This is a genomic window from Dellaglioa sp. CoH-55-MRSF-8 (assembly GCF_056782195.1).
In genome coordinates, this window is record NZ_JBXAYH010000003.1 from 55215 (window position 1) to 74387 (window position 19173).

The window sequence follows — 19173 nt, forward strand, 5'->3', positions numbered from 1 at the left end:
TAGTTAATCTGACGATGTTTATTTAATTATAGTATAAATAAATAGAAATTTATATTGATATGCTTGGTGCCAGAAATAATCAGCTAGTTGACTTAAGAAAATAATTATTATATTATGAAGTTAACTTCACATGAAGTATATTTCATATTGAAAGGTGTTCATTATGCAAAATAAAGTTAAAGAATACAGAACTAAGCTTGAATTAACACAGGAACAGTTAGCTGAGAAAGTTCAAGTTTCTAGTCGAACAATTATCTCACTTGAAAAAGGTAAATATAAGCCATCTATAATGTTGGCCTATCGTTTGAGTTTATTGTTTGATTGTCAGATTGAAGCGTTATTTCAGCTAAAGGAAAATTTAGAGATGGAGGAGAATTAAAATGAAAATCTATAGTTATCGACATTTTTTTGTAGGTTTATTTTTTATGTTTGTGGGGATTGCCTCAATTTGGATAATGAACTTAGATTTTAAAGATGCTTTTGATTGGTCAAAATTGATTAGATCATTTATTAATGTTGTCTTATCATTTGGAATTGCGGCCTATCAATTTTATATAACTTTTTCTAAAAAAGGACTGAAAGAAGAACAGCTGGAGAATGTGGATGAACGAAATAAGTTAATTGATCAGTCTGTGAACGCAATGATTGGAAAAATTATGAATAGCATGATTTTAATTCTAGCGTTTGGGTTTATCATTTTGTGGGCATTTCTAAAAGTAAGTACGTTATTATGGATTGGTGCACTACTTTTCTTTTTGTATACGAATATAATAATCATTTCAATAATATTAGCGATATACTACGAGAAAAAGCTTTAATAATAGAGGCGTAACAGGTTAGGAGATTTTTGGCATGAAGAAAAATATGTTAATATCAATCGGTTTTTTGATGGTAGTTTTTTTAGGTATCTTAGGATTTAAAACATTAATTCAAGTTAAAGATACACAACCGGCTAGTTGGGCAGAAATCAGTCGAATTCAACCGACAGAAAATATAAAATTAACCCAAAAATACAAAATTAACGCAGGAACAAATGGCTTACCAGTCCAAGCAAAAATAGTCGTCGGTGGTGATGCTATATTACCGCATAAAAATTATGCTACACCCGCTGATTGGACCATTAAAAAAGGGTCCAAAGATGCATCAAATATGAAAGTTGTATTTAATCTTAAAAATTCGAAAGTACGTGGCACTAAGGTACAATTAAATACGTCAGATGCGTATTCTGGAGGACCAATGCCTGCCACGGTTCCAATTGAGATTGGACAAATTCAAGGCAAATTACAAGAAGAATATGGTCATTTTAAGGAAACGGCAACTATTGAAATTGGAGATAACACTTGGTATCTAAGCGTTATCCTTGAACCTAAAGTTAATTCAATTCACTATCTTTATTATCGAATTGAAGACACAAGTAGTGTTAGTGATTCGACAATTGTCGTTGATTATATGACTAAACTTAGGGCAGCTCAACAAAATCCCGCGGGACTAATGAATGATTTGGGTGATGTTGAAGCGGTCATTAAAACACTTTCTAAAACATCTGTGGCGTCTTAACCTATGCTATAATTTAAAGACATAGAATTATCTGAGAAAATGAGCAAAGAGAAAGGATTATATGAATCCACAATCAGTTTTAAAAGAAAAATTTGGGTACGACAATTTTCGCCAAGGTCAAAAAGAAGTTATTGATCGTATTCTAACGGGTGAAGATGTTTTAGCTATTATGCCTACAGGCGGCGGAAAATCGCTATGTTACCAAATTCCAGCACTTATATTAGATGGACTAACGTTAGTGATATCTCCTTTAATTTCTTTAATGAAGGATCAAGTTGATGCTTTAAATGAAAATGGCATTCCAGCAACCTTTATCAATAGTACGCTAGATTACACGGAGGTTCGTGAACGCTTTAATCAAGCTGCTCGTGGTGAAGTTAAGTTACTTTATGTGTCACCAGAACGATTAGATTCTGATGGTTTTATGGCAGATTTAGCGGAATTAAGAATTGATCTTGTCGCTATTGATGAAGCGCACTGTATCTCACAATGGGGGCACGATTTCCGTCCTAGTTATTTACGCTTAACGGAAACGATTCAACGTTTGAATTCGAATCCGACGATTATTGCATTAACAGCGACAGCGACAACTCAAGTAGCTGCGGATATTATGCAACGATTATCGATTATACATGAAGTTAAAACTGGGTTTTCACGTGAAAATTTAGCCTTCCAAGTCGTTAAAGATCAAAATAGTGATCGTTTCTTACTCGAGTATTTAAAGGGACAGAAACAACAATCTGGTATTATTTATGCAAGTACGCGTAAAGAAGTCGAACGGTTAACGAAATTAATAAAAAAAGCTAAGATTAAAGTGGCGATGTATCACGGCGGGTTGCAAGAAGATGAACGTCGTCAGAATCAGGAAGACTTCTTGTACGATCGTGTTCAGGTAATGATTGCGACGAATGCATTTGGGATGGGAATTGATAAAAGTAATGTTCGATTTGTAATCCATGATCAGATACCTGGTAGTTTAGAAGCTTATTATCAAGAAGCCGGACGTGCTGGACGAGATGGCTTGCCAAGTGAAGCAATTTTACTTTTTAATTTAAAAGATGTTCAGATTCAACATTTTTTCATTGACCAATCTGAAATGGATGATGTTAATAAAAAACATGAGTATTTAAAATTACAAGAAATGACGCAATACGCAAACACGCAACAGTGTTTACAACAGACAATTGTGAATTATTTTGGCGATGAAGCACCAGAATGTGGCCGTTGCGGCAATTGCTTGGATACACGAGATGCACAAGATATTTCGATTGATGCCCAAAAGGTTTTATCATGTGTAAAACGGATGGGTGAACATTTTGGTAAAGGGTTAGTCGCACAAGTTTTAACAGGTTCAAAAGTCCAAAAGGTGATGCAGTTTAGATTTGATGAATTACCTACGTATGGACTGATGAAAGATCAATCGCAGAAGGAAGTTTCTGGATTGATTGATTATTTAGTTGCGTCAGGTTTTTTACAGGCTTCAAGCGGCCAATATCCGGTTCTGCAACTTGCTGCAGAAGGAGTTGGCGTCTTAAAAGGTGAAACTAAAGTTACACGTAAAATGGCTGTAAAAGTTAAACAAGCATTACCTGAAGATAATGAACTATTTGAAGAATTAAGACAATTACGTCGCGAATTAGCAGAGGAACAAGGTGTACCGCCATTTGTTATCTTCTCTGATAAAACGTTATATTCAATGTGTGAGGTTATGCCGGAAACGTTAACTGATATGTTGGATGTTAAAGGTGTTGGTGAAAGTAAATTGGAAAAATATGGTGAGTTGTTCTTAGATATATTAAACGCAGAAGATTAAATTCTTGAAGGAGAGTTCATATGACAATTTATGAGTATTGGCAAGCATTTAAAAAGGCAAATAAAATTGAACATGATAATTATGATGCATGGTCATTTGGCGTCACTAAGAAAGAAACGTTAGAATTAGGTAAATTAGTTTTAGATGGTCTTAAAACAGGGACATCGTCAGCTTATAATTTATATTTTGATGAAGAACCTTTACCAAAAGTTGGCGATTACAATGTCATTGTTGATTATAAAGATAATCCAATGGCGATTACGAAAACAATAAAAGTTTATGTGACACCATTTAACGAAGTTACAGAAGAGCATGCTTTTCTTGAAGGCGAAGGCGATAGAAATTTAGCTTATTGGCGAAGTGTTCATCAATCTTTTTTTGAAGAAGAATTAGAAAGTGTTAATAAGACATTTGATGAGACAATGCCAGTGGTTTGTGAGGAATTTGAATTAGTTTTTCCGATTGAAACAACGGAGGTTTAAGCAAATGAAAATCGAACACGTTGGTTTATGGGTAGAAAATCTTGAAGCAATGCGTGATTTTTATGTGACTAATTTTAAGGCAACTTTTGGTGTGCGTTATGACAATGGGACTAAAGGATTTTCGTCATACTTTTTGAGCTTTCCAGATGGTCAAGCAAGATTAGAAATTATGACGAGAACGGATATTACAGATCGCTATCCTGATGGATTTGGTTATGCACATTTAGCCTTTTCTGTTGAGAATCATGTGACCGTTGATCAAATGGTGATTGATTTTAAAAAATCTGGAATAGAAGTTGTTAGTGGCCCTCGGACAACAGGGGATGGCTATTATGAAGCAGTCATTTTGGACCCTGAAGGAAACAAAATTGAACTTGTAGGTTAAAAAATAAGATTGAATCACGAGAAGGTCACCCCGGAAATGGGGTGACCTTTTTGAGTTTGAAATTTAATTTGGTGCATACTGTATGAGTCGGCTATAATTAATGAAAACGGTTAAATAGAAATGGAGATAAGAACAATGAATTTTGGAATTATTGGTTACGGTAATATTGCAAAGCGATTTTATGAAAGTATTCGATATACAAAAAATGGACAAGTTACAGCAATTGGATCAAAGTCATTATTTAATGACGATGTGTTTAAAGCGAATAATCCAGATATAACCATTTATGATTCATATCAAGCTCTTTTAGGCGATGATTCGATTGATGGCGTTTATATCGCATTGCCACATATGTTGCATAAAGAGTGGTCACTAAAGGCGTTGAAGCTAAATATTCCGGTATTTTGTGAAAAACCGGCTGTACTAACAACGACAGATATGAAAGAAATTGAATTAGCTTCAAGTGAAAATCAAACCTTATTTGTTGAAGCGTTTAAAACAAAATTTAACATCGGTATGGATCATTTAAAACAAGATTTAGCTTCAATCGGACCCATCCAAACCATGTCAGCTAACTTTTGTTCTAATGCCATTCCATCTCAAAAAGCAACTTCATATTTACTTCAAAAAGGACAGGGTGGTGCTTTGAACGATATCGGTACTTATCCAATTGGTTTTGTGTTAGAAATTTTAGGTTCAGATATTTCGCATATTGAATCAAAATTAGACATGCATAATGGGATTGATGAAAAATTTTCAGCAACGATACATTTTGAAAAAGGCGCTCAGGCACTCATTGAAGGCGCAATAAATGAAGCTAAACCGCGAGTTGCGATTATTGTTGGGCAACAAGGTCGTATCGTTATTCCAATGTATAATCGAATTGAAAAATATACGATTGAATTAAATGATGGACAAAAAATTAATCGGGACTATAGTATCGTTGGAGATGATATGACGCTTGAAATTCAAGCTTTTATTAATCTAGTTGAAATTGGTGCAAAGACTTGTGAGCGACATAGCCTACAGGATACGTTTAATATTATTCAGGTTATTGAAAAAATAAGGCAAGGTGAGTAAGCCTTTAAACTAACTTTGACAGCGCTTACTATATTTGATATACTTAATTTGTCAAATAAGGGCTGTAACTGATTCGATCAGGCATTACCTATTGATAACTATTTGTTTAGTTATCAATAGGTAATTTTTTTGAAAAAAACTAGTAAAACCTCTATTTGAAATAGTTCACAGATACATAAGTTAAACAAAAAACTTTGAAGGAGTGTATTAATATGTATAAAACAGATTATCCAAAAGGGTTTAAAAAAGGTTTCTTATGGGGTGGCGCAACAGCTGCAAACCAAGTTGAAGGTGGCTGGGATTTAGATGGCAAAGGGATGACTACTGCTGAAGTTATTCGTAAATCTGAAAAAAGAACAGAAATGAATCTTGGTTCTGTCACAATGAAAGTCATTGAAGAAGCGATGGACGATAAAACCACTGACCATTATCCAAAACGTCGTGGGATTGATTTCTATCATAATTATAAAGAAGATATTAAATTATTTGCAGAAATGGGTTTTAAAACATACCGGATGTCTATGGCATGGGCACGAATTTTTCCAAATGGTAATGAAACGGAACCCAATGAAGCTGGGTTAGCATTTTATGACCGCGTTTTTGATGAGTTAGCTAAGTATGATATTGAACCTGTTGTCACATTATCGCATTATGAAATGCCACTTGATTTGACAGTTAAACAAAATGGGTGGGTAAGCCGTGACACAATTGCTAGTTTTACACATTACACGGACGTTGTACTTAACCGTTTTAAAGATAAGGTTAAATATTGGTTAACGTTTAACGAAATTAATGTTAGCTCATTTGGTTTCATGGAAACGGGTGCTGTTGACAGTGAATTAACACAGAGAGAACAATTACAAATTCGGTATCAAGCTGTTCATCACCAATTTATCGCAAGTGCTTTGGTAGTTGAACAAGCACGGAAAATTAATCCTGATTTTGTGGTAGGTTGTATGCTTGCTAGAATGCAAACTTATCCATCAACGCCTAATCCAGCAGATGTTCGTGCCGCTCAAGAAAATGATAATTTAAACTTGTTCTTCACCGATGTTCAAGTCCGCGGCGAATACCCTGAATACATGAACCGCTATTTCAAAGAAAATGATGTTCATATTGTGATGGAGCCAGGGGATGAAGCTATTCTTAAAATGGGCAAAGTTGCGTTCCTTAGTTTTAGTTATTATATGTCAACGGTCACTTCAGCTGGCAAAACGGGTGATACATCGTTAGGAAATATGATTAATGGTGAAAAAAATCCTTACTTAGAAACAAGTGACTGGGGTTGGCAAATTGATCCCATTGGATTAAGAATCACATTGAATGCAATGTGGGATCGTTACCGTGTGCCACTATTTATTGTTGAAAATGGAATTGGGGCCCTAGATAAGTTAGGCGATGATGGCAAAGTTCATGATGACTATCGCATTAAGTATCTTGAAGAACATATCATTCAAATGAAAGAAGCTGTTATGGATGGTGTTGATTTAATGGGGTACACAATGTGGGGCTGCATTGATTTAATTAGCGCATCAACTTCAGAAATGAGTAAACGTTATGGGTTCATTTATGTTGATCAAGATGACGATGGAAATGGCTCATTGAAACGTTACAAGAAAGATAGTTTTGATTGGTATAAACAAGTTATTGAGACAAATGCTAGTGATATATAAAGGGAGATAATATGATGAATTTAGATGAAATAAAGAATGGGTTAGTTGTTTCTTGTCAGGCACTAGAAGGTGAACCATTATTTAGTTCATTTATCATGGGGAGAATGGCCCTTGCAGCTGAGATGGGTGGTGCTGTGGGGATACGAGCAAATTCAGTTTCTGATATTGTAGAAATTAAAAAACAAGTAAAATTACCGTTGATTGGCATAATCAAACGAGATTATGCAGATTCAGAAGTCTATATTACAGCAACGATGAAAGAAGTAGATGAATTACTGGAAACTGACGCTGAGATTATTGCATTAGATGCAACGGTTAGACAACGGCCTCATAATGAAAAGGTAACTGATTTAGTCAATAAAATTCATGAAGGAAATAGATTAGCCATGGCAGATATTTCTAATTATGAAGAAGGCGTTATGGCTGAAAAAAATGGATTTGATATGGTTTCTACAACGATGTCAGGATATACAGAATATACGGACGAAAGGGATAGCCCAGATTTTGATTTACTAGAAAAGTTAATTAAAAATCTTAAAATCCCTGTTATTATGGAGGGTCATACAACGACTCCAGAAGAAGTTAAGAGAGCATTTGATATTGGCGCATTTTCGGCAGTTGTCGGTGGCGTTATTACAAGACCTAAACAAATAACACAACTATTTGTTGATAAAATAAGTTAAATAAATCTTCTAATGATTGATGAACAGCGAATATGCTGTGAATTGTTATTAGAAGATTTTTCTGTAATAATAGGGTTAAAATTTACTCTAATTAAAATTAATCCAATTCAATTAATGTTAATAAAATAGCTTTATTTTACTGTGTTTATAGAAAATAAATTTCTATTTAACAAATCATGACATAAGTGGTATTCTTATAACATGATAAAAACTGAGAGAGAAAAGATGTCAGATGGTGAACCGTATGAGCAGTTGGATCCTGAACTAGTTGAACGACGAGAACTGATTCGGAGAAAACTGCGGACAATTAACCAGCTTGACGATAATAAGCAACAAAATACAAATATTAAAGCATTATTGGCTGATTCCGGTGAAGACTTTTGGGCCGAAACGGGAATCGAATTTGATTATGGATTTAATATTCATATCGGAAATCACTTTTATGCGAACTACCATTTAACGATGTTGGACACTTGTCCAATCACAATTGGTGATCATTGTTACATTGGACCAGACGTTGGATTTTACACGCCAGTACACCCCTTATCTGCAAAATTACGTGATGCGGATGTTGAAATGGGTAAACCAATTACGGTTGGTGATAGTGTCTGGATGGGTGGACACGTCACGATTTTACCAGGAGTTACGATTGGTAATCGAGTCGTTGTCGGCGCTGGATCTGTGGTCACAAAATCGTTTGGTGATGATCTCGTAATTGCGGGTAACCCGGCACGAATTATTCGTTATCTAGATGATAACGGTGACGTGAGTCCAGGTAAGTGATTCGATAGAATATTATAATTTACGTTATGAGTATTTGTATAAGATAGCAAAGCTAACAAGCACGCTGTGCAGATATCCCTAGTGGAGAAACTGTATCAGTGTGCTTTTTTTGTGCAATTAAAAGCAGAATTATCGGAGTGAGTACGGCGATGAATTAAAGATCGTGCTCTAAAATTTAGGAGGAAATTTTTATTTTAGAAAAACAGAATATCGACAAAAAAATGTTTTTACCGACTGTGGCATTATTTATTTTAGTATCAGTTGGATTATTACTCGGTGGGTCTGGTTTGAAGGCAGAATTAGGTTCAATAATGGATGCTATTACGGCCCACTTGAGTTGGGCTTACCTTGGTATCTATATTCTCAATTTTGTTTTCTTTTTATATATTGCATTAAGCCATTATGGCAAAATTACATTGGGTAATAAAGGCGAAAAGCCGGCATACAGTGATTTTAAATGGGGTAGTATGGTATTTGCGACGGCCATTGATGCCAGTATTTTAATGCTTAGCATGGTTGATCCACTTCGCTACGTGCAACAACCTTTGTTTGGTGCTAAAGCGATGTCTCCTGCTAATTATCAAAATGCTCACATGTTAGGTCAATTTGATTGGGGTCCAATGGCGTGGATGATGTTTGCATCTTCAGCTGTAATTATTTCATACGTTATGTACGTTAAAAAAGCGAAAGTTATGTGTGTTAGTGATGTGATTCCTATGTTAAAAGGGGATCAGCCTTATAAAAAAATCTTACGAAAAATAATTGATTTTCTTGTCGTTTTCGGTATTATGGGCGGTGTTGGTTCATCAGTTGGGATGGAAATACCTGTATTATCAAAAATTATCGCAACATTAACGGGAGTCCAAGATACAATACTTTTAAAATTAGCATTATTTGTTGTCCTGTTCAGCATTTTCACGTTAACCATGTTTAAAGGAATTAAGGGTGGGATTGATCGATTGAGTTCAGCTCATATTTGGACAGCCATTGGCTTTTTGTTAATTGTTCTGTTAGTTGGACCAACGGTTTATATTTTGAAGTCAGAAGGTAACAGTCTTGTACTGATGGTTACTCAGTTTGTAGCAATGAGTACAGGGACAGCTTCAGGATTAGGTCATGCGATTGACCCTGTTAAATCGGAAACTATTTTCTATTGGGGTTGGTGGTTAACTTTCATGCCATTCATGGGCTTATTCATTGCTAGAATTTCGCGTGGACGAACGATTCGTCAGGTGATATTAGGGATGCTTGCGTATGGTGCTTTAGGATGTATGAGTTTCTACGCAATCTTAGGTGGTTATTCACTCTATTTACAACAAAGTGGAGCTGCTGATTTAATTCATACACTGAATGTATATGGTCAAGCTGCAGCAATTGCACAAGTTATTTCAACATTGCCATTTAAATACGTAATGTTAGTTATCTATGCGATTTCATGTTTTATCTTCTTAGCAACGACGATTTCATCATCTGCATTTATCGTGTCGTCGTTTACTAGTACAAAACTCAAACCGACAGAGCAACCAAGTTTGTTTAACCGCTTGGTTTGGATGGGAATTTTCATGTTATTCTCATTTGGTATCGTCTTCGTTGGTGGTTTTAAAACAATCCAAGCTATCTGTTTATTAGCTGGGTTCCCATTAATTTTTGTGTCACTGTTATTGATTATTTCAACGTGGCAGTACTTAGCCGAAGATCGTTCAACGGAAAGTGCTCATGATTCATTGGTTAAAATTTTTGGAAAATTAAAGAAGAACTTAGTTTCTTATCAACATGTGATACATGATAGTAATAATTAAATATAAAGAGGCCACTCCGTTATTATGGAGTGGCTTTTTAGTACCCATTTTTAGTATTATGTTATAACCTACGCTGTTCCCAATTAAAAAGAGACGTAAGTCTTACCTTAGAGCCTTCTAAATCTATCAATATTAAAATCTAAATATTTGAAAAATATGAAATAAAAACATATGATAATATAGATAATAAATTGATACAGACTAATAAAAACCATAACTAAATAAAAGAGGGTAACTAAATGAACTTTGAAGATGATATTCCAACAATTACGACTACGGAACTTGACCTATTATTAGCACAAAAGCCACAGATTATTGATGTTCGAGAAGATGACGAGTTTGCTGAAGGCCATATTCCTGGGTCAATTAATATTCCGTTAGATGAAGTTGACGATTATGAATTAACAGGTAAAGCATATATTATTTGTCGATCAGGACGTCGTAGTGCACAAGCTGCAGATATCCTATTTGAAAAAGGTTATGATGTTGTTGATGTATATGGCGGAATGCTTAGCTGGCAAGGTTCAACAGTTACAGGTAGTTAAACGTTTTCAGTGATAACATATTTTTATTAAAATCGGGGACGTATTACTTGTGTATACGCCTCTTTTTACATTATAATAAGTCAAATAAACATTTATGTATTAGAAATCAATAATTTTTTGCTTTATTTTGGGTGGGAACTAAGGCGATCTATAACTAGGAGGGTCAAAATGATTGAGTTAAGTGGGACTTTCAACAAATTAAATCAGTTGTTGAGCTTGTATGGGAAACAAGATGGACTAATGAACATTAAACAATTGGGGACAATTGATACTTATTATCTAAATGCGATCGAACAGTTGAACAGTCCAACAATTGGACGCGTTTCAAAATTGTTGAATCAATCAACGCCAAATACGAATTACCATTTGAAAAAATTAATCACATTAGGATTAGTGGAAAAAAAGGCTGATATAACAGATAAACGAGTTGTTCACTTATCTGTTACGGATAAGTATAAAGGTCTAACAACTTTTAATAGTGACTTTTGGAATCAATTGGAAAGTAAATTGGAAACGCAAGTTACAGGGCAGGATCTTGCAACGTTCAGACGCGTTTTAAAAGAGACAATTAGTCAGATTGAATCGATGGAATAAGTTAAATAAATAGAAATTATTTAAGAAAATGGCGTACTTAATTAATGAGCATGCAGTATAATTGAATACATCGATACCTAGTAAGAACGATAATTGCATCGTTCTTTTTATTTTCGGTAAAGATGATTTAACGCTTGCGATATAAATTTTAATGAGGTATGATAAGTAAATGGAAACGAACAGATGTTCTACTATTGAGAGGATGGTTACTAACTATGGCTAACAGAAGTATTGCAACCGGAGACGGCAAAAGAAAAGACGGTAAAGAACGCGAAGCAGCACTAGAAAAAGCGTTATCAGCAATTACAAAAGAATTCGGACAAGGTGCCATCATGAAGATGGGGGACAAAGCTGACACGAAGATTGATGTTACTTCAACTGGGATTTTATCATTGGATTACGCATTGGGAGTTGGTGGTTTTCCTAAAGGCCGTATTGTTGAAATATACGGACCAGAAAGTTCTGGTAAAACAACAATTGCACTTCATGCAACAGCAGAAGTCCAAAAAAATGGTGGTACAGTTGCTTATATCGATGCTGAAAATGCCATGGATCCCGCATATGCAACAGCATTAGGTGTTGATATTGATGGATTACTATTATCACAGCCAGATACTGGTGAACAAGGATTAGAAATTGCAGATGCTTTGGTATCCAGTGGTGCCGTTGATCTTGTCGTTATCGATTCAGTTGCAGCTTTAGTTCCTCGTGCAGAAATTGAAGGCGAAATGGGTGACGCTCATGTTGGGTTACAAGCTCGTATGATGTCACAAGCTCTCCGTAAATTGGCTGGTTCAATCAACAAAACAAGAACAACTGTTATTTTTATTAATCAATTACGTGAAAAAGTTGGTGTCATGTTCGGTAGCCCTGAAACAACACCAGGTGGCCGTGCCTTAAAATTCTACGCAACAATTCGCTTAGATGTTCGTCGCCGTGGACAAATTAAAGATGGTACGGATGTCATTGGTAATGAAACAACTATTAAAGTTGTTAAAAACAAGGTAGCACCACCATTTAAGATTGCTGAATTAAATATGATGTACGGGTCAGGTATCTCAGCTACTGCTGATATCTTAGATCTTGCTGTTGAAAATGGTATTGCTGAAAAAGCTGGGTCATGGTTCTCATACCATGGCGAACGTTTAGGTCAAGGTAAACCAAATGTCGTTAATATTTTGGAACAAAAACCTGATATGTTACATGATATGGACCAAGAAGTTCGTGCAAAATTATTTGCACCCGATGAAGAACCTGCTAAAGAAGTTAAGGAAGAATCAGCAGCACCAAAGAAAACAACTAAAAAAGTTAAAAAAGCTGACGATGCTCCAGTGTTAGATTCAAAAATCGAAACATTAGATTTACCAGAAGCTTAATAAAAAAAATAGTAAAGTGAACCTCCAGTATTGGACCAATCCAATACTGGAGGTTTTTTTATAATTAATCAAACAAAAAAGGTAGAAGAAGTATAGTAAGTAGAAGTTATCTACTTATATACTTCTTCTACCTTCTCCATTAGTCATTTGGCTTAATGATATTGCATGAATATCATTAATTTTAACGGTGATATGATTGATAATTATATTATCTTCATACCAGCCATTAATGAGTCCCTGTATAGGTTCTAAAAGTGTATCATCCAAATTTTTATTAGTGAGATCAACAGTGACAGGGGTGGATTTAATGATTGCCAAATTGATTACTTCTGCAATTTTAGTATCATTCATCTTAATGTCATGTGTTAATTTCTGTTTTCGTGTCTCTTCGTTTAATTTTTTTGTTCGAGCCGATGTATGGTCGCTTAAATAGAATCCTTGCCATTTCATCATACCGCGATCGTGATAATCATATTTTAAAAATTGATTTATCAAATTTGCATCAACATCAGTTGTTTTACTCATAGGTATTACCCCCAGCATGGCCACCGACTAACCCAGCGCGATAAATAGCTGTTGCACCTTCAGACTTACTGGAAAGTTTTACGATCGATTTAAAACCATATTTTTTTCGTATGATGTCAATGGTATTGTCCAAGTTGTGATTCTTTTGTTCCGTATTATTAGTGTCAAACATGTCTAATTGTTGACTATTATCGTCAACTAATTTGCCACACGAAATACTAATATGTCTTAGAGCTTCATGACGCCATTTTTTTCGAAATAGGTCGATGGCATATTTTGTGATTTGGGCATTACTATTTGTTGAATCAATTTTTAATGAACTACCAAAGCCTGAATATCTTTTTCCAGAATCTGTCGTTTCGGCTAAAGAAAATCCAATGCCTAAATTAATGACAGTAGCCACTTTGTGATGAGAACGTAATCGTGCTGCTACTTGTTCTGCAATTTCACGAATAACGACTTCAATTTCAGATTGGATAACATAGTCTTTTGGTAAGACTTGGCTATTACCATAGGATTTTTCCTTGGGGGTATATTTATCATGAATGATTGAACGATCAATTCCCCAAGAAAACGCAAATAATTGGCTACCAATTACGCCAAATTTGTTTTTTAATTCATATGGGTTGAAGTGAGCTAAATCGTTCATTGAATTGATATGATTTTTTTGTAATTTTTCGGCAGTTTTAGATCCAATTGACCAGATATCGTCAAGTTGTGTTATTGGCCATAACTTATCGGGGACGTCTTCATAATGCCATTCAGCAATTAAACTATGGTTATGTTTTGCTTCAATATCCAGAGCTAATTTAGCAAGAAGTGGATTATCACCAATACCAACGGTTGTATAAATTCCTGTTTCCCCTTTGACCGCAAGTTGAATTTTACGAGCAACTTCATAGGGACTATTTCCGAAAAGTTTCCAACTAGTCGTCATATCAATAATTGACTCATCGATAGAGTATGGGTGAATATCGTCATTTGAGGCAAATTGTTGAAATAGCTTATTGATTTTTAAGTTCTCTTCTATGTAAAGATTCATTCTGGGTTGGGCAACAACTAAACGTTTATCATGAATTGGAACATCAGTAGCTCGTGATACGTTTGTGATACCAAATATTTTCTTAGCCATAGGGCTAGCAGCTAGTACTAACCCGCTACCTGTATTCTTTGCTGTAGACATAACAACGAGAATAGAGCGTAATGGATTAAGACCGCGTGCAACTGATTCGACAGAAGCATAGAAAGATTTTGAATCAATCATAAAGATGACTTTTCTAGGTTCGTTACTATAATTGTACATTCGAGGAAACCTCCTTAACATATATCCAATTATACGAACATACGTTTCTTTAGTCAATGATATTTAGTCAAGCGGTGCTATAAATAATAAAAAGAATAACTTATACCTTTATATTTAAGGTATAAGTTATTCTCTTATTAGATAGAAGGATCAATTAAAACGTCAATTAATTTTGCTTGTGTAGGCGTTAAAATATGACTTGTACGATAAACGAGTGACATTAAAAATTTAGGTTGATCTAATTCCGATAAGGGGAGTGAGACTAAATCATCTGCAGCATCCAATGCTAGTTCTGTTAAAAAACCAATACCAACATTTTCGGTAACCATTTTTTTAATAATCTGACTGTCACTTGTTGTATAGATAATCTTTGGTTTGAAATGATTTTTTGTTGTTAACTCTTTAAAAGCGATTGGATGAACAAAACCCTCATTTTGCATAATAAATTTTTCATTTCGAAGTTCAGAAAATTTAACGGATTCTCTTGAAGCAAGTGGATGATGTTTGCTAACGATAATCTTGAAGTGTTTAGATGCAAAATTTCTGGCAATTAAGCGGTCATCTTCTATTGGTTTAACGGAACCTAATAAAGCCATATCTAATGATCCGTTTATTAACTGAAGAAGTAGGGCTTGGGAACCGTTCTCAACTGTATCTAGATGATTAATCAGACCTGAATTAAATAAATTGCTGACAATTTGCGGAAAATAGTACGTTCCTATAATAGGTGGTAATCCAAATCGAACGTGCTCATTTTTAAGTTGGTTAATTTCTTGGTTAGCAATTGTTAATTCTTTGAGAATAATATTAACATGTTCAGCGAATTGTTCACCACTTGGTGTAAAAGAAACTTGATGATGTGATTGATCACGAATAATCAGATTTGTGTCTAATTCAGTTTCTAAGCGTTTCATTGCAGTTGTGATTGTTGGTTGACTAACTGAAAAAAAATGAGCAACTTTTGAAAAATTTCTCAAATTAATTATTTGTTGATAATATTCTAAATCTCGAATGTTCATTATAATCTCCTCTAAATCAACGTTTATAATCCTCATATAAATAATATTTATAGTATAACACATGTTTGACTATAATTTTTAAAGGGGTGTATTCTTGCTCTTGTAAGTTAAAGAGAAAATAAAATATAAAAAAATAATGGAGGAATTAATGATGACAAAAGCACAAGATATGTTAAATAACCCATTTGTAAATAAAGGTACAGCATTTACAATGGAAGAACGTCGTGAATTAGGACTTATTGGTATGTTACCAGCTAAAGTTCAAACAATTGAAGAACAAGCAACACAAAACTACGCACAATATTTAAGTAAAGAAACTGGTCTTGAAAAACGCCATTTCTTAATGGAATTATTCAATGAAAACCGTACACTATTTTTCTACTTAATGGGACAACATGTGGCTGAATTTATGCCAGTTGTTTATGATCCAGTTGTTGCTGATTCAATCGAAGAATACAACGAAATTTATGTAAATCCACAAAACGCTGCATTCTTATCAATTGATCATCCAGAAGATATCGAAGCAACATTAAAAAATGCTGCTGCAGGACGTGACATTCGTTTAGTCGTTGTGACAGATGCTGAAGGTATTTTAGGTATGGGCGATTGGGGTGTCAACGGTGTTGATATCGCAATTGGTAAATTAATGGTTTATACAGCTGCTGCTGGAATTGATCCTTCACAAGTTTTACCAGTTTCTATTGATGCTGGAACAAATAATGAAACATTATTGAATGATCCATTATACCTTGGTAACAAACATGAACGTGTAACTGGTGACAAATACTATGACTTCGTTGATGGCTTTGTCCAAAGTACAAAGAACTTGTTCCCAGAATTGTTATTACATTGGGAAGATTTTGGCCGTTCAAATGCTGCTAATATTCTTGAAAAATATCAAAACGAAATCACAACATTTAATGATGATATCCAAGGTACAGGGATTGTTGTTTTAGCTGGTATCTTAGGTGCTCTAAGTATCACTAAAGGTTCAATTGTTGACCAAACAGTTATTACTTATGGTGCTGGTACTGCTGGTGTCGGAATTGCTAACCAAATTATGGACGAAATGAAACGCGCTGGTGTTTCAGAAGAAGATGCTCGCAAACGTTTCTTCTTAGTTGATAAACAAGGATTGTTATTTGATGATACAGAAGACTTAACACCTGGCCAAAAAGAATTTACGCATAAACGTTCAGAATTTGCTAATGCTGATGAATTAACTTCTTTAGAAGCTGTTGTTAAAGCTGTTCAACCAACTGTTATGATTGGTACATCTACACAACCTGGTACATTTACAAAAGAAATTGTTCAAGACATGGCTTCACATGTTGAACGTCCAATCATCTTCCCATTATCAAACCCTACAAAATTAGCAGAAGCTAAGGCTGAAGATTTGATTGCATGGACTGATGGTAAAGCTTTAGTTGCTACTGGTATTCCAGCTGATAATGTTGATTACAAAGGTGTTACTTACCAAATTGGTCAAGCAAACAACGCACTTATGTACCCAGGTCTTGGATTTGGGATTATCGCTTCAACATCTTCAAGAGTTAATGGCGAAATCTTATCACAAGCTAGTCATGCTTTAGGTGGAATCGTTGATACTACAGCCGTTGGTGCTGCCGTATTACCACCAGTAACACATTTAGCAGAATTCTCACAAACAATTGCTGAAGTAGTTGCCCAAAGTGTTGTTGACCAAAAATTAAACAAAGAAGCAATTACAGATGTTAAAAAGGCTGTCTCAGATATGAAATGGACACCTAAATACTAAAAAAAGCGTAGAGAGAAGGACAATTAATTATGGTATTTTTCCAATCAATTCAAAGTGTTCTAGTTGTTGTTTTGATGATGGTACTTGGATACATTTTACAAGTTAAAGGTTGGTTCGCTGATTCATTTGGTGGCAATATCTCATCATTAATTACAAAAATTGCTTTACCAGCTTCAATTTTCGTTTCTGTTTTAAAATATTTAAAACGTGATCAATTAGCTGCATTGTCAGGTAGTTTACTCTACCCAGCAATTGCTGTTATTATCGGTTACTTAATTGCATGGGCACTTGTTCATATCTTGAACATCAAACCTGGTCGTCGTGGTATCTTCATGAATGCCGTTGTTAATGCAAATACAATTTTCATTGGTTTACCTTTAAATATTGCGTTGTTTGGCGATAAGAGTATCTCATATTTCCTTGTTTACTATATTATTAATACAGTTTCAACATGGGCATTTGGTGTTTTCTTAATTTCAAATGATGATCCAACAAAAGACAAATCAGATAAAACGAAAAAGAAAATTAACTGGGCTAAAGTAATCCCAATGCCACTTGTTGGGTTCATCGTTGCATTAATCTTCTTGGTTCTTGCAATTCCAGTTCCTGATTTTATTAGCCAAACATTAGGTTATGTTGGTGGATTAGTTACACCATTATCATTAATCTATATTGGTATTGTGTTAGCTAAAGCCGGTTTGAAGAGTATCAGATTTGATCGTGATACAGTCGTTGCATTACTTGGACGTTTTATTTTATCACCAATCATTTTAATCGCTGTTATTCTTTTAGGTACACATTTAACTGGTGCAGATTTAGCACCATTATTACAAAAAACTTTGATTGTTCAATCAGCTACACCAATGTTAGCCGTATTACCAATCTTAGCTAATGAAGCACATGGAGACGTTAAATACGCAACAAACATTGTTACAACAAGTACAATCTTGTTCATCATTGTTGTTCCTGTTTTAACGACCCTTATCTCATTCATGTAATATAAAATTTATTTAAAATAGAACGTCACTGATTACCTCTATAATTAGTGACGTTCTATTTTTTTGCATATTAAATGGTAACAATCGTTAAATCGGTTATAATAAGGGAACGGAAGTGAAATGATTAAATTTGTAGGAGTAAGTAGATGAAAACTAATAATAAAACATATCATATGAGTATTTTGGCGTTATTTATTTCAATCATTATTGTTCAAAATTTTGTGCCATTATTTGGTTACATCCCTGTTGGCCCCTTAAGCATCACAACCATTCATATCACGGTGATTGTTGCTGCTTTAGTGTTTGGCTGGAAAGATGGTGCATTTATCGGTGGTGTCTGGGGATTAATCACATTTATCAGGGCGTTTGTGTCGCCAACTAGTCCACTTGCACCCATTGTTTTTACAAATCCACTTATAGCAATTGTGCCAAGAATTTTAATTGGAATTGTGACAGCAGTCATTTTTTACTTTTTATATAAATGGTGGAAAAACAAAACGTTAGCCATGATTATTGCCTCTGTTTTTGGTTCATTGGTTAATACGGTTTTAGTTTTAGGCCTTATCTATCTTTTATATCATGGGCAAGCAGCTAATTTTTATAAAGTTGATATGGCACAATTATTACCATATATTATGGGACTAGTTGTCACAAACGGTATTCCAGAGATGATTTTAGCAGGGATTGTTGCGCCATTGATAGCAAGACCTTTACAAAAAATAGTTCGGAAAAGTTAGAGAACAAAATACACGATGCTAATAGGTAAAAATAAAAAAGTTAT

20 protein-coding genes are annotated in these 19173 nt (G+C 34.6%); 17 read left to right on the forward strand and 3 right to left on the reverse strand.

Annotated elements, in window-relative coordinates; all coding sequences use genetic code 11:
* The first annotated feature begins 163 nt into the window (after nucleotides 1-163).
* From AC1RPW_RS04035 to recA, 14 genes are all read left to right on the forward strand, one after another.
* Complete coding sequence (locus tag AC1RPW_RS04035) at nucleotides 164-379, forward strand: helix-turn-helix transcriptional regulator (protein ID WP_481761595.1); 216 nt, start codon at nucleotides 164-166, stop codon at nucleotides 377-379.
* A 1-nt stretch (nucleotide 380) separates the two neighbouring features.
* Nucleotides 381-818, forward strand: coding sequence for a hypothetical protein (locus AC1RPW_RS04040; protein WP_481761594.1), 438 nt, complete (start codon nucleotides 381-383; stop codon nucleotides 816-818).
* A 34-nt stretch (nucleotides 819-852) separates the two neighbouring features.
* Nucleotides 853-1557, forward strand: a complete 705-nt coding sequence (locus AC1RPW_RS04045) for a hypothetical protein (protein ID WP_481761593.1) — start codon at nucleotides 853-855, stop codon at nucleotides 1555-1557.
* Between the two features lie 61 nt (nucleotides 1558-1618).
* Nucleotides 1619-3370 (forward strand): DNA helicase RecQ, encoded by a 1752-nt coding sequence (gene recQ / locus AC1RPW_RS04050; protein WP_481761592.1) that lies wholly within the window; start codon nucleotides 1619-1621, stop codon nucleotides 3368-3370.
* Nucleotides 3371-3390: 20 nt separating this feature from the next.
* Nucleotides 3391-3852, forward strand: coding sequence for an ASCH domain-containing protein (locus AC1RPW_RS04055; RefSeq protein WP_481761591.1), 462 nt, complete (start codon nucleotides 3391-3393; stop codon nucleotides 3850-3852).
* 4 nt (nucleotides 3853-3856) lie between these two features.
* Nucleotides 3857-4237, forward strand: coding sequence for a VOC family protein (locus tag AC1RPW_RS04060; RefSeq protein ID WP_481761590.1), 381 nt, complete (start codon nucleotides 3857-3859; stop codon nucleotides 4235-4237).
* Between the two features lie 135 nt (nucleotides 4238-4372).
* Nucleotides 4373-5317, forward strand: coding sequence for a Gfo/Idh/MocA family protein (locus tag AC1RPW_RS04065; RefSeq protein ID WP_481761589.1), 945 nt, complete (start codon nucleotides 4373-4375; stop codon nucleotides 5315-5317).
* A 212-nt stretch (nucleotides 5318-5529) separates the two neighbouring features.
* Nucleotides 5530-6990 carry a glycoside hydrolase family 1 protein gene (locus AC1RPW_RS04070; protein ID WP_481761588.1) on the forward strand — a complete coding sequence of 487 codons (1461 nt, stop codon included), beginning with the start codon at nucleotides 5530-5532 and terminating at the stop codon, nucleotides 6988-6990.
* Nucleotides 6991-7001: 11 nt separating this feature from the next.
* Nucleotides 7002-7673: an N-acetylmannosamine-6-phosphate 2-epimerase gene (locus AC1RPW_RS04075; protein ID WP_481761587.1), complete on the forward strand. Its 672-nt coding sequence runs from the start codon at nucleotides 7002-7004 to the stop codon at nucleotides 7671-7673.
* 201 nt (nucleotides 7674-7874) lie between these two features.
* Nucleotides 7875-8456, forward strand: a complete 582-nt coding sequence (locus AC1RPW_RS04080) for a sugar O-acetyltransferase (protein ID WP_409022058.1) — start codon at nucleotides 7875-7877, stop codon at nucleotides 8454-8456.
* A gap of 221 nt (nucleotides 8457-8677) precedes the next feature.
* Entirely contained in the window at nucleotides 8678-10255 is a 1578-nt protein-coding gene (locus AC1RPW_RS04085) for a BCCT family transporter (protein ID WP_481761586.1), read from the forward strand.
* 239 nt (nucleotides 10256-10494) lie between these two features.
* A complete protein-coding gene (locus AC1RPW_RS04090) occupies nucleotides 10495-10800 on the forward strand; it encodes a rhodanese-like domain-containing protein (protein ID WP_481761585.1) in 306 nt (101 codons plus the stop codon).
* Between the two features lie 168 nt (nucleotides 10801-10968).
* Nucleotides 10969-11394: a MarR family winged helix-turn-helix transcriptional regulator gene (locus AC1RPW_RS04095; RefSeq protein ID WP_409022061.1), complete on the forward strand. Its 426-nt coding sequence runs from the start codon at nucleotides 10969-10971 to the stop codon at nucleotides 11392-11394.
* Between the two features lie 215 nt (nucleotides 11395-11609).
* Nucleotides 11610-12770 carry a recombinase RecA gene (recA, locus tag AC1RPW_RS04100; RefSeq protein ID WP_481761584.1) on the forward strand — a complete coding sequence of 387 codons (1161 nt, stop codon included), beginning with the start codon at nucleotides 11610-11612 and terminating at the stop codon, nucleotides 12768-12770.
* 114 nt (nucleotides 12771-12884) lie between these two features.
* On the opposite strand, the gene AC1RPW_RS04105 is transcribed toward recA, so the two are convergent.
* The 3 genes from AC1RPW_RS04105 to AC1RPW_RS04115 form a co-directional block, all read right to left on the reverse strand.
* Entirely contained in the window at nucleotides 12885-13295 is a 411-nt protein-coding gene (locus AC1RPW_RS04105) for a hypothetical protein (protein WP_481761583.1), read from the reverse strand.
* Nucleotides 13288-14598 (reverse strand): Y-family DNA polymerase, encoded by a 1311-nt coding sequence (locus tag AC1RPW_RS04110; protein ID WP_481761582.1) that lies wholly within the window; start codon nucleotides 14596-14598, stop codon nucleotides 13288-13290. The genes AC1RPW_RS04105 and AC1RPW_RS04110 overlap by 8 nt, the downstream gene beginning before the upstream one ends.
* A 137-nt stretch (nucleotides 14599-14735) precedes the next feature.
* Nucleotides 14736-15617 carry a LysR family transcriptional regulator gene (locus tag AC1RPW_RS04115; protein ID WP_481761581.1) on the reverse strand — a complete coding sequence of 294 codons (882 nt, stop codon included), beginning with the start codon at nucleotides 15615-15617 and terminating at the stop codon, nucleotides 14736-14738.
* Between the two features lie 136 nt (nucleotides 15618-15753).
* On the opposite strand from AC1RPW_RS04115, the gene AC1RPW_RS04120 reads away from it, so the two are divergent.
* The 3 genes from AC1RPW_RS04120 (at nucleotide 15754) to AC1RPW_RS04130 (ending at nucleotide 19129) form a co-directional block, all read left to right on the forward strand.
* The gene (locus AC1RPW_RS04120; protein WP_481761580.1) at nucleotides 15754-17394 is read left to right on the forward strand and encodes a malolactic enzyme; all 1641 of its coding nucleotides are present in this window, start codon (nucleotides 15754-15756) and stop codon (nucleotides 17392-17394) included.
* 29 nt (nucleotides 17395-17423) lie between these two features.
* On the forward strand, nucleotides 17424-18392 hold the full coding sequence (locus AC1RPW_RS04125; protein ID WP_409022066.1) for an AEC family transporter: 969 nt from the start codon (nucleotides 17424-17426) through the stop codon (nucleotides 18390-18392).
* A gap of 146 nt (nucleotides 18393-18538) precedes the next feature.
* On the forward strand, nucleotides 18539-19129 hold the full coding sequence (locus tag AC1RPW_RS04130; RefSeq protein WP_409022067.1) for an ECF transporter S component: 591 nt from the start codon (nucleotides 18539-18541) through the stop codon (nucleotides 19127-19129).
* Nucleotides 19130-19173 lie beyond the last annotated feature (44 nt).

Coding starts and splice junctions, on each gene's coding strand:
- AC1RPW_RS04035 (WP_481761595.1), top strand. CDS start 164: ATGCAAAATAAAGTTAAAGAATACAGAACTAAGCTTGAATTAACACAG.
- AC1RPW_RS04040 (WP_481761594.1), top strand. CDS start 381: ATGAAAATCTATAGTTATCGACATTTTTTTGTAGGTTTATTTTTTATG.
- AC1RPW_RS04045 (WP_481761593.1), top strand. CDS start 853: ATGAAGAAAAATATGTTAATATCAATCGGTTTTTTGATGGTAGTTTTT.
- recQ (WP_481761592.1), top strand. CDS start 1,619: ATGAATCCACAATCAGTTTTAAAAGAAAAATTTGGGTACGACAATTTT.
- AC1RPW_RS04055 (WP_481761591.1), top strand. CDS start 3,391: ATGACAATTTATGAGTATTGGCAAGCATTTAAAAAGGCAAATAAAATT.
- AC1RPW_RS04060 (WP_481761590.1), top strand. CDS start 3,857: ATGAAAATCGAACACGTTGGTTTATGGGTAGAAAATCTTGAAGCAATG.
- AC1RPW_RS04065 (WP_481761589.1), top strand. CDS start 4,373: ATGAATTTTGGAATTATTGGTTACGGTAATATTGCAAAGCGATTTTAT.
- AC1RPW_RS04070 (WP_481761588.1), top strand. CDS start 5,530: ATGTATAAAACAGATTATCCAAAAGGGTTTAAAAAAGGTTTCTTATGG.
- AC1RPW_RS04075 (WP_481761587.1), top strand. CDS start 7,002: ATGATGAATTTAGATGAAATAAAGAATGGGTTAGTTGTTTCTTGTCAG.
- AC1RPW_RS04080 (WP_409022058.1), top strand. CDS start 7,875: ATGATAAAAACTGAGAGAGAAAAGATGTCAGATGGTGAACCGTATGAG.
- AC1RPW_RS04085 (WP_481761586.1), top strand. CDS start 8,678: ATGTTTTTACCGACTGTGGCATTATTTATTTTAGTATCAGTTGGATTA.
- AC1RPW_RS04090 (WP_481761585.1), top strand. CDS start 10,495: ATGAACTTTGAAGATGATATTCCAACAATTACGACTACGGAACTTGAC.
- AC1RPW_RS04095 (WP_409022061.1), top strand. CDS start 10,969: ATGATTGAGTTAAGTGGGACTTTCAACAAATTAAATCAGTTGTTGAGC.
- recA (WP_481761584.1), top strand. CDS start 11,610: ATGGCTAACAGAAGTATTGCAACCGGAGACGGCAAAAGAAAAGACGGT.
- AC1RPW_RS04105 (WP_481761583.1), bottom strand. CDS start 13,295: ATGAGTAAAACAACTGATGTTGATGCAAATTTGATAAATCAATTTTTA.
- AC1RPW_RS04110 (WP_481761582.1), bottom strand. CDS start 14,598: ATGTACAATTATAGTAACGAACCTAGAAAAGTCATCTTTATGATTGAT.
- AC1RPW_RS04115 (WP_481761581.1), bottom strand. CDS start 15,617: ATGAACATTCGAGATTTAGAATATTATCAACAAATAATTAATTTGAGA.
- AC1RPW_RS04120 (WP_481761580.1), top strand. CDS start 15,754: ATGGAGGAATTAATGATGACAAAAGCACAAGATATGTTAAATAACCCA.
- AC1RPW_RS04125 (WP_409022066.1), top strand. CDS start 17,424: ATGGTATTTTTCCAATCAATTCAAAGTGTTCTAGTTGTTGTTTTGATG.
- AC1RPW_RS04130 (WP_409022067.1), top strand. CDS start 18,539: ATGAAAACTAATAATAAAACATATCATATGAGTATTTTGGCGTTATTT.